General features: G+C 39.5%; 11 protein-coding genes. 5 read left to right on the top strand and 6 right to left on the bottom strand.

Annotated features, from left to right (window positions below; genetic code table 11):
• Positions 1-506 precede the first annotated feature (506 nt).
• Positions 507-1,796 carry an S-layer protein domain-containing protein gene (locus tag MSBRM_RS15250; RefSeq protein WP_048156206.1) on the top strand — a complete coding sequence of 430 codons (1,290 nt, stop codon included), beginning with the start codon at positions 507-509 and terminating at the stop codon, positions 1,794-1,796.
• Between the two features lie 425 nt (positions 1,797-2,221).
• Here MSBRM_RS15250 and MSBRM_RS15245 read toward each other — a convergent pair whose 3' ends face one another.
• Entirely contained in the window at positions 2,222-2,941 is a 720-nt protein-coding gene (locus MSBRM_RS15245; protein ID WP_048121611.1) for a DUF1614 domain-containing protein, read from the bottom strand.
• A 352-nt stretch (positions 2,942-3,293) separates the two neighbouring features.
• Positions 3,294-4,169 (bottom strand): DNA integrity scanning protein DisA nucleotide-binding domain protein, encoded by an 876-nt coding sequence (locus MSBRM_RS15240; RefSeq protein WP_048123530.1) that lies wholly within the window; start codon positions 4,167-4,169, stop codon positions 3,294-3,296.
• Between the two features lie 970 nt (positions 4,170-5,139).
• Here MSBRM_RS15240 and thpR point away from each other — a divergent pair.
• The gene (gene thpR, locus MSBRM_RS15235) at positions 5,140-5,685 is read left to right on the top strand and encodes an RNA 2',3'-cyclic phosphodiesterase (protein ID WP_048123528.1); all 546 of its coding nucleotides are present in this window, start codon (positions 5,140-5,142) and stop codon (positions 5,683-5,685) included.
• A 156-nt stretch (positions 5,686-5,841) separates the two neighbouring features.
• Here the strand turns inward: thpR and MSBRM_RS21505 are convergent, their stop codons facing one another.
• Positions 5,842-6,051, bottom strand: a complete 210-nt coding sequence (locus MSBRM_RS21505; RefSeq protein ID WP_230628934.1) for a hypothetical protein — start codon at positions 6,049-6,051, stop codon at positions 5,842-5,844.
• 14 nt (positions 6,052-6,065) lie between these two features.
• On the bottom strand, positions 6,066-6,920 hold the full coding sequence (locus tag MSBRM_RS15230) for an epoxyqueuosine reductase (protein ID WP_230628932.1): 855 nt from the start codon (positions 6,918-6,920) through the stop codon (positions 6,066-6,068).
• Positions 6,921-7,561: 641 nt separating this feature from the next.
• Here MSBRM_RS15230 and MSBRM_RS15225 point away from each other — a divergent pair.
• Positions 7,562-8,566, top strand: coding sequence for a replication factor C small subunit (locus MSBRM_RS15225; RefSeq protein WP_048121610.1), 1,005 nt, complete (start codon positions 7,562-7,564; stop codon positions 8,564-8,566).
• A gap of 120 nt (positions 8,567-8,686) precedes the next feature.
• On the top strand, positions 8,687-9,193 hold the full coding sequence (locus MSBRM_RS15220; protein ID WP_048121608.1) for a COG2426 family protein: 507 nt from the start codon (positions 8,687-8,689) through the stop codon (positions 9,191-9,193).
• 190 nt (positions 9,194-9,383) lie between these two features.
• Here the strand turns inward: MSBRM_RS15220 and MSBRM_RS15215 are convergent, their stop codons facing one another.
• Positions 9,384-9,593: a histone family protein gene (locus tag MSBRM_RS15215; RefSeq protein WP_011306577.1), complete on the bottom strand. Its 210-nt coding sequence runs from the start codon at positions 9,591-9,593 to the stop codon at positions 9,384-9,386.
• Between the two features lie 810 nt (positions 9,594-10,403).
• Positions 10,404-11,396 (bottom strand): IS701 family transposase, encoded by a 993-nt coding sequence (locus tag MSBRM_RS15210; protein WP_048155834.1) that lies wholly within the window; start codon positions 11,394-11,396, stop codon positions 10,404-10,406.
• Positions 11,397-11,522: 126 nt separating this feature from the next.
• Between MSBRM_RS15210 and MSBRM_RS15205 the strand changes: the two genes are divergently transcribed.
• Positions 11,523-12,347: a class I SAM-dependent methyltransferase gene (locus MSBRM_RS15205; protein WP_230668915.1), complete on the top strand. Its 825-nt coding sequence runs from the start codon at positions 11,523-11,525 to the stop codon at positions 12,345-12,347.
• Positions 12,348-12,651: the final 304 nt, after the last annotated feature.

Genomic DNA, 12,651 nt, shown 5'->3' with positions numbered 1-12,651 from the left:
TTCATCACAGTATAGTGGAAATCATTAAAATAAAGTTGTTTTAAACAAATTGTCCTGAATTACAATATTTTGAATACAAACTATTTCCTATGCGTTTGGTCATTATTTTAAAACAATTAAGTTTGTTTTATTCTAAAATAAAGTTGAACACAACTAAATTTGTGTATTTACAAGTTCTACGCTATGAACTATCAAATATGAGATGACGATTATGAAAGTATTTCCAGAAATAAAAGTTCCATTTACCCCAAATAAAAGTTTTAGAATTACGTCCCGTGACAAGAACTTCTATTGATAGTTTACAGGCTTCAATGCCGAGTGAAGGCTGCATTTGAGACTCCAAAAAATCAATTTAGGGTTTCGAAATGAATTAATTTAGTAAAATTTATTAACTACTTAGATTTATTTGTTGTTACGTTTCATTTAATAAATAACACTGTTACTGATATTATCTTGCCTATCGTATTTAAATATATGAACATAAATGAAAAGAGTGATAATTTCTTATGACATCCTATGCTAAAAAAATTTTACTTTTGCTGTTTGCTTCGCTTACAGTTTGTTCGTTGATCGTTCCTTCGGGTTTTGCAGCTCCAGCTCCAGCTATCTCTGGTTTGCCCCTCGACACAAACGAAACTTTATCCGATGGATTCTGCTGGAATGCTACCACTTTTGGCGGCTTTGCCTATCCTGTAAACAAGCATAAAGGTTTTGTAGCTTCTGAAAACTGGTGGGGTGAACGCCTTCAATATGTCGAAAAAGACGGCCAGGATGAACTTGGCAAGGGCCACCCCGGAAATCATGTAATCGGTGAAGGAGAACTTGTGTATACTACCCGTCCGTTTTCTTCCAAATATGGAGTTGTTTCCGACCTTGAACTTGATGCCAGTACAACTCCTAAGGAGCTTGGTGGTATGTTCTATTATCAGCTTCCCTGGTTTGGAAAACCGTATGTTGCCGTTGGAAACGACTCCACCCGGCTTGCAAAACTTGTAATTTCTCAGCCTTCCAGCGATAAAAAAACATTAAAGGCTGGAGATTCCTGGGATCTCGGGAGCAATTACTCTCTGGTAGTTAACCAGGTTGACGTTGATGGCGAAAAGGTATGGTTTTCACTAGATAAAAATGGGGAAGAAATTGAGTCCGGAATTGTAAACACAAGTGGAAATGTTGCTGATAAAACCTTTACTGCAACTGCGGATTTCGGTGATAAGAAAGACCAGCTCTACTTTGTAACCTATGTAGATTCCGTATTCACGAGTGCTACTGATTCCTTTGCAGTCTTCAAGTATACCTGGCTCATCGACAAAGATAAAGTGATGGTCATTGAGAATGGGGATGAATATCAGGGTTTTGAGGTAAAAGAAGCTTCTGCAAACGAAATTGTCCTTAAAAATTCAAATTCTATCACTTTGACCCTTGACAAAGATAAAAAGAACTACTTTACCGATTCCTGGTATTTCCAGACCTCGGATGAAGGAAAGGGAAGCACTTCTCCTGAAGGGTATGTTATATATCCGGCAACCGACGTTACTGTAGAGGATAATACTTCTTCAGGTGTCAATAATTCTGAGTCTCTCTTGAATGAATCTCTCTCGAATGAGTCTTCACCGTCTACATCCTCTGCTTCTCTTCTCGAGAGTAAGGCTGACGATTTAAAAGATGTCAACAATAATAGTAGTCTTCCTGAGGAAAAAACCGGAATAGTAACTTCCGCAAAAGCTTCTGGTTTCGAGTTGCTCGCAGGAGTTTTCGGAATAATTCTTTGTCAGTATTTTATAAAAAGGAGAGATTAAGAGAACTATCTTTAGATTTGTAATTAAAAAAGAGTAGTTTTTTAAGTTCTCATTTTTTTCTCTTCCTTTTTTCTTCCTTTTTTCCGTTCTTTTTCTTTTACATATTTAGCCTTATTTTGGCTCTTTGTTGCTTTGTGTGGATATCCTTGTAATGTCTTCATAAAAACCAATGCAGGATCGAATTGAAAATCATCTTATCCATAGAAAATGGCGAAGAACCATTATTTCTAGCCTTATGACTATTTTCTGATCCCTGTTAACTGATTCCTATTTACTGATTCCTATTTACTGATTCCTATTTACTGATTCCTATTAACTGATCTCTATTAACTGATCTCTATTAACTGATCTCTATTAACTGATCTCTATTAACTGATTCCTGTTAATTGATCCCTATTCACTGATCCCTGTTACCTGATTTTTTGTTAGATCAGGAGAAGAGCAATGAATCCGCTTAAAAAGATCCCATCAAAGGTTCCTGCTCCTCCTATGCTTGCAACCGGAGCTCCAAGATTCTTAATTTTTCCCAGGTTAAGAAGATCGGCTCCAATAAGGGTTCCGAGCACTCCTCCTGTATAAGCAACGACAACGCGGCACTGGTCAATTGGACAATTCGGGATATGAATTATCGAAGTCAGCAAAATTGCAGCAAGGGCAGCTGCAAGGGGCGGAACCAGTGCCGGGGTTGCAATACCTATGCCGCGGATCGGCTTTGCTACGGAATGAGTTATGATTGTAACTATTAAGATGCCGGTTCCTGCAAGCAGGAGAGACGAAGGGAATTTTATAAGAAGGTAAGCTGAAATTAGAATCGGAATAACCGCTCCTCCTACATTCACAGCAATTGTCGTTTCATTTCTTATCACACGCCGAAATGGAACTCGGTAAGATACGCCAAAAACACGGACATATGTATCTCTAACTACCGGAGCATCGGATCTGAGGGTTGCCAGAGGGATATTGATACCACTTCCGAGGAGGGACAGTAACATGATAAGGAGCGCGTCCTCTATAGAGAAGCCAATCTTCGTAAAGGCGGAAACAATTATTCCAAAAAAAAGAGAACTAAGCCCAAAAATCATAATAATAATCAAAAGAAGAAGGAATGTAAGGCTAAAAGGAATGTAAAAAAGTTGTCTTCTCATGAAAATACTCCACTTTCTTTATTTCCCCAATATTTAAACATATACTCTCTTTATTTTCCCGTATATTTAGACATATACTCTCTTTATTTCCTCACCTATTTAGGCATATACTCTTTTATTTCCTCACCTATTTAGGCATATACTCTTTTTATTTCCTCACCTATTTAGGCATATACTCTTTTTATTTCCCATATATTTATAGATACACTTTCTTTATTTATGAGTTTATGTTCTGCCCTTCTTCTTACACGTTCTACTGAAAGCCTTTGCTCTTAAAAAGTTAGCAACTCTCAATACTTCGGATGTAACTAAAAATTTCTAATCCTGAGTAAAAAAGTTCTGATTTTCAGGATTAGATGTATCTTACCGCAGGTTTCAGGCAGTCCATGCAGATTATTTCTTTCGCGTCTTTATATACCCTTATAATTCCGCCTGACTCGGATACCGTAACTGCAATCGCAACCGTATCTCTGCTGATTGCGGCTGCTGAAACGTGTCTGCCTCCCAGTCCTTTCTCAATATCCACATTTTTTGCATCAACGTCAAGGTAGCGGCCTGCAGCCTGGATTATTCCGTTTTCGTCTACCACAAAAACTCCGTCAAGCTGGGAAAATTCCTTTATGGATTCCCAGTTTTTCTTGTCAAGGATATTCCGATACGTTTCATCGTGACCTGCGTAAGGATTCAGTATTAGCTGGTGAGAGCGTTTCAGAACCTCTTCGGAATCGCCTATTATAAAGGCAGCTCCTATTTTTTTGCCTTCCCTACCTGTCAGGACAATATCAAAAGAGATTTTCATGATTGCACTCATCACTTCCGGCTTTATCCTTTCCTGACATTCCTTCATGGCTTTTATAAGGGGATTTTCGTCGAGGTTATGTACAATAATCGAACTGGAGCCGCGGGTTTCGACTACGCCTACAATAATCCCATTTTCCAGTCTTCCAAGCACGTATTCTATGGCGGCAGCTTGTTGAAGGTGGTCAGAGTTGCCTGCAGCCTCACGGTTTATCTGGTCGCCGAGTTCCTTCATAGGATTTTTTCCATCCTTTCCAGTGGAGATCAGGTGGTCTATTATGCTTTTAGGGCGCATGGAGATGTAGTAGACCGGAATTCCCCCAGTTTCGATCCCTTCAAAACTCAATTCTCCGGAAACCATAATTGCGGCAGCATCAAGTTCTCTGGAAATCCGGGCTGCCGTCTCTGCAATTATACGTGCTCTATCCATATGATCCACCGCTTTTTCTTTTTGCAGCAACCGATTTGAGGCTCCACTTTTTATTGCATCGGGAGGCAGAGGGCCACGAATACCCCATTCTTTACAGGCTGTCTGACAATTACTTTCGTTAATAAGCAAATTCCTTCTTTTTTGATTTAAAGTTCTTAGATTTAAAGTTCTTATTTACTTTCTTTTTAGCACTTTTTTATTACTGCCAATAATTGTCGGACAGCCTGTTTGGATTAGGAATAATGTAACCCCTAGCCTCTTTTTGGTTTCGTTTAAACCTCTGTACAGTTGCTTCTTTGTAAAGTGAGGTTTCTTTGTTTCACGGTTACTGAAGTTGGTAATGCAACTCTGTATCAAGAAAGTCTTGTAAATTGATACTTAATTATTCCCCAGAAACCTGGCGGGCGGCCCGAAGCATACCCCTATCCTTTATAAGCTATCCTACAATTACTTCTAGTAATAAATAAATAAATAAATAAATAAATAAATAAATTCCTTCTTTTTTGATTTAAAGGTCTTATTTGATTTCTTTTTAGCACTTTTTTATTACTACTAATAATTGTAGAGCAGCCTGTTTAGGGTAGGGTGGCCGCATGCAATTTGATTTTTAGAGTTGTTATTTTTTGAACTAAAATTATTTTCTCAAATCAGGGTTATTATTTTTTAACTTAGCGTTTTTCTCCGAGCAAAAATTCTTTTCCTCAGGTTAACATTGAGACCAAATTTATAAATACTTAAGCTTATTTCATTCTCTGTACTTATCTCTTGTATATTATAATTGCCCTGTAATCCCTTTGATCCGTCTTTTTTCCTTTCTGCTCTTTTGCACTTTGTCTCTTTTATATTTTTTAAAATAATTTTGTGAAGGGTTTACAATTCCTTCAAAAAAGGGATCTAAACTCAGTTTTTCAGACGAAAATTAACAGGAAGATTTTTCTTGTTCGCTTTTCAATTAATATTGGTGAATGCTTTGATCAGGACATTTATAGCAGTGGAATTAGATCCCGGTTTTACGGAGAGAATTCGAGAGCTTCAGGCCAGATTTTCTGGTTTTGATCTGAAATTTGTTGATCCTGAGCTTGTTCACATAACTCTGAAGTTCCTGGGGAACGTGGACGAATCAAGAGTTTCACCTCTTTCCGCAGCTCTCGACTCTATTACATGCGAGCCTTTCGAAGCAAAAGTAGGGGGACTTGGAGTTTTTCCTAAGCCTTCGAATCCCAGAATCCTCTGGCTGGGGGCAGCCGGAAACTTCAAGGTGTTACATGACAACGTAGAAGAGTTACTGGAACCTTTTAAATTCGAAAAAGATGACAGGGAATTTACTGCCCATGCTACTCTTGTCAGGATAAAGTTTCTTAAGAAGGAGCAGAAAACCACGTTCATAAATATAGTAAAGGAATTAAAGGACATCGAAATTGGTACTATGTGGGTAAATAAAGTGCTTTTAAAGAAAAGCACACTGACTCCGAAAGGGCCTATCTATGAAACTCTGCATACCGTGTACATGGACTGATCTGCGTTACATTTCTTTCTTCTTCACTTATTTCTTTCTTCTCCACTTATTTCTTTCTTCTCCTTTTTCTGCCTTCTTTTTTAGACCTTTCTTTCGTGCGGTAGCAGCAAACTTCATATTTGTAATCTTTAGTTAACTTTCCCTGCTCTGGATCGTTTACTCCTCTGGAACTGATTCGTACAGCTTTCTCCTTTCCAAAGGCATGTTCTTGAAATACTCTTTTGCTTCTTCAGGAGATACGGCTCTAAGTGTTCCGTCTGGTTCCTGTATGACCACGCCGCTTTCTGTTAGCATCCTGTATCTGGCTTTCCGGATTTCTTTGTCAGGATGGCAGACAAAGTGACAGTTTGAGCAGGTATATTCCATTCTGTTCCCTGGAATCAGGCATATGAAAAATCCACCTTTGATCTTTGCCTCTTGAGGTACGCTTCTATTGTACCGGGCATAGCAGCGGTAAAATCTTCATCTTTTTTGGGAATCTCAAAGCGAGCCGGAGACCAGGTAGACCACTTTCCCGAAGCATTTAAGCCTGTAAGCCCTCCGCAAACAAGGAAACATCGGCTGTTGCTTCTCCTTTTTCCATAGCTAAACTCCTTTCCTCCAAGATTTACCGTGACCTTCTCAAGCGGGTCAACAAATCCAGAGGAGCAGACTGCAAGGCAGATCTTGCATTCGTCACAATAGTTTTCCTCTTCCGGCAGTGGTTCTGTTGGGATAAGTTCCGCATCAGTAACTACAGATGCCAGGGCAATTGCTGATCCGTATTCCTTTGTAATTATGTTCCCTGAGTACCCGAAATGTCCTATCCCGGAGCGAACTGCCAGGTACCTGTGGGAAATCGGGGGGTGCATATCCAGCAACCAGTTTTCCGAATCCTGCCGGTAAACGAAATTTGCAAGCTGGGGAGTGGCTTTGTACCCGTATTGCTGTAAGAATCCTGCCATTTCCAGGGCTATCCCGTTGGCGAGGGTGGTGGTTCGTACTTTATTGGTTTCAAGGGATTTATGGTCCTCTTTTCTAAAGTAAGGTTCTATAAGGTTCTGGTCAAAAGCAAGGGCAAAAACAATTGCCGATTTTGCTCCTGGCAACACATATGTCAGATCCGTAGATGGGGGACCGCCTGTAAGGGTTTCGGTTGTTGCGATGCCCACTCTAAATGCTCCAAGAGTTAGAGCCATTTCTTTGAGCTCTTCAGTTAGTTTTTCAGTTTTCGATTTTTCACTTTGTTCTTCCATGCTCTACTCCTCTGGCAAATTAAATATAATTGACCTCAATATAATTATGTCAGGCAAATGTTATATCCGTGATCGGCAGTCGAATGTACTAATTCCCTTAAAGTATAGTCCAGTAACTTTTTGAAACAAATTTTCGTATACTTTTTTTAAATTTGGAAAAGTACTATTCTAATACTATACTATTATAATATCATTCAAATAAATATATGCTACAATTAATAGAAAGATCGAGTAGGGTAAAAATTACTAAAATCAGAAAGATCGAGTGGGGTAAAAATTACTATAATTAGAAAGATCGAGTGAGGTAAAAATTACTAAAATGAATAATAGAAGAGTTAGTAAAAGTAATAAAAATAGTAAAATTGTTAATGGCGGCAAAACCAGAAACTTATATAAGTTTGGCTAAGAGAGTAAAAGCGGATCAAGCAGACGAAAATGTTACCGTTTTTCTTTTAACCTTTTCACTTTAGAATTGCCATTTTTCTTCTCTTGTTATTTTTATTTTGCGTTCTATACATTTATATATTGGTTGTATCCTGGCTGTAACGCACAAATTGCATTTTTAAAATGCGGTTAAACATAACAACTCAAAACATTCAAAAGTTTAAATATCATCTTCTCTAAATATGGTGCAAGCATGAATGGAGGACTCTACGATTAAAGAAGAGATCTGGATTGAGAAGTACAGGCCTGTGAGACTGGATCAGGTGGCGGGGCAGGAAGAAACAATAGAACGCTTGAAGTCTTATGTTGCAACGAAAAATCTTCCCCATCTGCTGTTTTCCGGGCCGCCAGGAGTCGGAAAAACCGCTTCTGCCGTCTCGATTGCAAGAGAAATTTTTGGAGAAGACCTGTGGCGTGAAAACTTTACCGAACTTAATGCCTCGGATGAGAGAGGAATTGATGTTGTCCGGACAAAAATCAAAAACTTCGCAAAAACTGCCCCTATGGGAAGAGCCGAATTTAAGATTATCTTCCTGGATGAAGCTGATGCACTAACTTCAGATGCTCAATCTGCACTCAGGCGGACAATGGAACGGTTCAGCAATAACTGCCGGTTTATTTTATCTTGTAATTATTCTTCCAGGATTATTGAGCCTATCCAGTCCCGCTGTGCAGTTTTCAGGTTCAGACGACTTTCCGATGAAGCTATCAGGAAACGCCTTGAGTACATCGCTAAAGACCAGGTTTTGTCTATTACTGAAGACGGATATGAAGCTCTTATTTATATATCCCAGGGAGATATGAGAAAAGCTGTGAATTCTCTCCAGGCTGCCGCTTTCGTTGAGCCGAATAAATCTATATCCAGGGAAACCATTTACAGAACTACCGCAACCGCAAATCCAGAAGATATCAGACACCTGATTGAAACTGCCCTGCGTGGTAATTTCAGGGCTGCTCGAAAGGAATTGAATAGGTTGCTCTACGAAGAGGGGCTTTCCGGAGAAGATATAGTTGGACAGATTTACAGGGCAATCTCCGAAATGGATAACCGGATGATTCTGGATCTTGGGCTCTCTGAAAAACGCATTGTCGAACTCGTGGACATAATAGGTGAGATTGATTTCAGGTTAACTGAAGGAGCAACTGAAAAGATCCAGCTCGAAGCTTTACTCGCGCATTTTGCGCTTTCTAATCCCGATTAAGGGATTTAACGACTCTGAATAAGGCTTCTCTTCATTCCAGGTCTCTCAAGAACGGTTAAAAGGGCTTGAATTCGGCCTTTTTTATATAGGATCATACTAAATTAATAAATCCTGATTACCATGTCTGTTGAAATAACATTAGTAGAAATGTTGGGGTCTGTTCCCCACTGGCTTGCAGTTTTGATTATGGGAGCTATACCTGTCTCCGAACTGAGAGGTGCAATCCCTGTTGCAATGGGCATCTATGGAATGGGTCCCTTCGATGCATTCTTCTTCTCAGTGATTGGGAATCTCCTTCCTGTAATTCCCCTTCTGCTCTTTCTTGAGCCGGTCTCGAACTATCTCAGACGTTACTCGATCTTTGATACTTTCTTCACTTGGCTCTTCTCAAAGACTCGCCGGAAAAATGCCGAGAGTTTTGAAAAATACGGACTCCTCGCTCTAACCATCTTCGTAGCCATACCCCTGCCGGTTACTGGGGCCTGGTCTGGCTGTGCAGCGGCATTTGTCTTCGGGGTCAAGTTCAGGCATGCCTTACCTGCAATTGCTGCAGGGGTGATGATAGCAGGAATTATAGTAACGGGAGTTACTGTAACAGGTATAAGTCTCTTTGATATGTTTCTTTGAGCATAATTTTCCTTCTGCTCAAAGATCTGACCTGTAGAATCCTAACCGTAGTAAATCTGGAAACTGCCACCGCATAATTGAATCTCACGTAAAAATAGGAAAATGCTGGGTACCAGCATTTTATTTTCTCTTTTGTCCCGTAAAGCAAAACGCCACTGATAAATATCATTAAGGGGTGGACAGTCTTAGTTTACAGCATTTCTTTTGCTAATTTTATGTCTTCAGCTTTTACAGTTTTTCTGCCTGCATGTTCTGCAAGTTTTATTGCTTCTCTTGAAATCTCAAGTCCATATTCTTCCAGAATTTCTGTAAGGGCCATTCCCGCACTCTCACTAACTCTATGAGCGCCTGCGGTTCTTATTAAACGCTCAATTGGTGCAAATGGTATTACTTTTGCCATATTATCCTCCAATCTTCTTTATTTGTTAATATATATCCTTATAATTCCTGATTTTGTAATCAGATTATATAAATAACTTTGCTTATATTGGGGTTTTTTACTTCCTTTCAGCTTTTAATAGCTTTTTCTCCTTTATTTCACTTTCCAGAGCTTCATCATTTGTTTTTGTTCATAGCACAAATTCCGCTTTGGGGGCTCATGTCTGTTTTGCTCGCTTCGACCGCTCAAACGGACTGAGTCACCCGAGTTCTTTCTAGAGAACGCAGATAATCGGGAATTTTCTGTGAATTGTGATGTAATCTCAATTTCACTGGTGTCCGGTGAGAGAGTTGCGGCTCTCTAGCAACCGTTGCGCCGGTTGATCACGCCGGTAGGGTTCGGGGATAAGGTCATCAAATCCAAACTTAACCATTGGTGAGGTTTTCATTCTATTTTTTTCAAAAGTTTTGTGCTGCAACTGTTGCGCTAGTTAATCACGACGATTATGTCGTTACTGGTTTTTTCGCTCAAGTCTTTTTTTAAAAGCTTGTGGATCCAGAGGAGTGAATTATGGGTGAGAATAACTGTTTTAATTTATGGTTATTGGGCGGCAGTAAACCCTGTGTAGATTTTTTTCGAAATCTTGATATGAGATTATCCGAATCTACACAGATATGCTTTTACAGGAACTCCTTGGCATTAATGAAGACGTCTATTTTGTAGAGGAAAGCTATCTAGCCCAGAGGACTATTGAGCGTACGCTTGACTATCTTAGGAGTTACGCAGTTGGCTCCTAGCATATTGTTTTTTCCAAACTTTCAAATATTTGAATTAATTTAACGTGTATTGGGGATTCCTTAAGTATTCTGTCACTGCCACTCTTCTAATTTTCATAGCACTTTCAAACCAGGATATTCCACTTTTGATTCTTTGTAATTCCAGTCTAAGAAAAGCTCTTAATGAGAACATTATATGTGCTCTTTGTGATTCTTCCTTTCTTGCCTGACATTTTTCGACACCACAGAACTGTTTTATTCCCCTATGATATTCCTCAATTTTCCATGACTTCTTTGCCAAATCTTCACGTTTTGCTTCATCCATCTCTTGCACATCTGTAACCCAGTGTTGCGTGTCTCCATTTTTTGAAACTATCCTAAACACCTTTACAAATCCATATGCTTTGAGGTGAACCACACGTCCTTTTGGAGGAATATCTACTGTTTCAAGTGGCACATTTCCCTTGTTGTCAGGATTTACCAAACGATTATTTTTCAATCTTGTAAGGAAATGCCACTCTTTCTGTCTAATGGCTTTAAGGTTTTTCACACTTGCATACCATGTATCAAATAAAACGAATTTGGGATTAAAACCACGTTCTTCGGCCTTGTCAAGCATATCACGGAAATGGTCATTCTTTGTTTTGTCGTCTACATCGATGTTATAAATTCGAAAATCGATAGGTATAACGGTTGTACCGTCAGTCCAAACTAAGGTAACCAGGCCTATTCCCTTTACAGTACGATGATGTTTTCCACTCCACATACGACGAACAAAAGCAATTTCTTCTGCGTATGGTTTATCTAATGTTGAATCATCAACAATTAGGTATCCTCCCTTAAGCTTGACATAACTTTTTACTTCCTCCCATAGTGCTTCCGTGTCTGGAGGTTGCCTTTGAAGGCAACGAGTAAAAGCATCATGAGAAGGAGCATTAGCTATGTCTGGATAACATCTAGCAGCTTCAGTACAGCTAAAAACGTTAGAAGCCGCAATGAGAAAATTAATGTAGTCAATGTCGGTACACTTAGGTGGATTTATGTCCATAACTCCGTACGTTTTTAGAGAAACACTAAGCCATAAGTATATTTATAAAGATATCAAGTTTTCGGCATTTTAACTGCGTAAGTCCTATATCTTAACGGAGTCCGAAAATTTGCAGAGGCACAGAAGGTGCGGCTACTGAGGGTTAGGGAAGGGGAACACACACTTGGATTTTTGCTTTTTAATTCGGCAGACGAGGAAGTCCCTGTAGATTTCTGGTCGGTTTTTACGGGAGCTCTTGCGAGAGATAGCTCTAAAAAGAATTTTGAAATCCTTACCGATTCTCTTCTTACTTTCACTCTCCCTGAAAGAGATATTGAAGTTTCTTCGGAAACCTGGCGAGACGCCGTTAATGAGTACTATTCGCTTATGCTCGTAAACCGGAATCTCTGCCCGGGTTGCGCGGTCAGACCTGAGTCTTACGGGAGTGTCTTTTCTGAAAATCGTGTTCGAAAGGTCGCAGAAATCTTTGATGTTCTTCAAAAAAAGGGGATTTACCCTGAAGGCAGGCTTCTTGAAGTCTGCTGTGGAAACGGAATGTCCACGCTTGCTCTCTACAGGCTTGGGCTTAATCCGCTGGCTGTAGAAATTAACAAATGCACAGTCTGTCAGGGGCTTGAGCAGGGAGTTTTGAACCCTCAAAGAACGGTTGTAATGGATGCAACGGCTCTTTCTAGATATTTTGAGCCAGGAAGTTTTGATGCCGTGATGGGATTTATGCTTGGGCTTGTCTATGAATTCAATAAAGATCTCTGGGTAAATATTATGAGAGAGGCGGCATCGGTAGCAAATGAGGGGGCTCTCATGCTTTTTACAGTTAGCAGTAAGACTGAGGCTGAAATTCTTGCCGGAGCTCTGCTCAGGGCAGGAGTTAATGGTGAAATTGTAGACAACACCGACTCTGAAGGGACTTACGATCAGTGGTTCTTTGTAGGAAGAAAACAAAAAGTTTAATCTGAAGGCTGCAAACTCAAGGAAATTGCTATTTCCCGGTTCAGCCAGGTATATTTTTTATTTACAGCTTTCTTAAAACTTTAGATTCATAACCATAATTTTTTAAATGGTTTTTAAGTTATATCAGGAACCTGGGACTTTTTTAAAAGTTGCTCTCTTAATGTTAACAGGCGAAAAGTATATACTTGTTAACAATTGAATATTAAAGAATTCTTATCAACGCAGATCTATGTAGTACTGCGTTCACATCTGTAATATTGATATCCTCCGATTGCGGTTCCGGAAAGTCGGTTAGATATAAACC

It is taken from the genome of Methanosarcina barkeri MS (assembly GCF_000970025.1).
Lineage (GTDB): Archaea > Halobacteriota > Methanosarcinia > Methanosarcinales > Methanosarcinaceae > Methanosarcina > Methanosarcina barkeri.
This window is presented reverse-complemented; position numbering and strand designations above follow the sequence as displayed.

What these genes read in the sequence shown, in the direction of transcription:
- MSBRM_RS15210 (WP_048155834.1), bottom strand. Translation starts at nt 11,396, where the DNA reads ATGGACATAAATCCACCTAAGTGTACCGACATTGACTACATTAATTTT.
- MSBRM_RS15215 (WP_011306577.1), bottom strand. Translation starts at nt 9,593, where the DNA reads ATGGCAAAAGTAATACCATTTGCACCAATTGAGCGTTTAATAAGAACC.
- MSBRM_RS15225 (WP_048121610.1), top strand. Translation starts at nt 7,562, where the DNA reads ATGGAGGACTCTACGATTAAAGAAGAGATCTGGATTGAGAAGTACAGG.
- MSBRM_RS21505 (WP_230628934.1), bottom strand. Translation starts at nt 6,051, where the DNA reads ATGGAATATACCTGCTCAAACTGTCACTTTGTCTGCCATCCTGACAAA.
- MSBRM_RS15250 (WP_048156206.1), top strand. Translation starts at nt 507, where the DNA reads ATGACATCCTATGCTAAAAAAATTTTACTTTTGCTGTTTGCTTCGCTT.
- MSBRM_RS15245 (WP_048121611.1), bottom strand. Translation starts at nt 2,941, where the DNA reads ATGAGAAGACAACTTTTTTACATTCCTTTTAGCCTTACATTCCTTCTT.
- MSBRM_RS15230 (WP_230628932.1), bottom strand. Translation starts at nt 6,920, where the DNA reads ATGGAAGAACAAAGTGAAAAATCGAAAACTGAAAAACTAACTGAAGAG.
- MSBRM_RS15240 (WP_048123530.1), bottom strand. Translation starts at nt 4,169, where the DNA reads ATGGATAGAGCACGTATAATTGCAGAGACGGCAGCCCGGATTTCCAGA.
- MSBRM_RS15220 (WP_048121608.1), top strand. Translation starts at nt 8,687, where the DNA reads ATGTCTGTTGAAATAACATTAGTAGAAATGTTGGGGTCTGTTCCCCAC.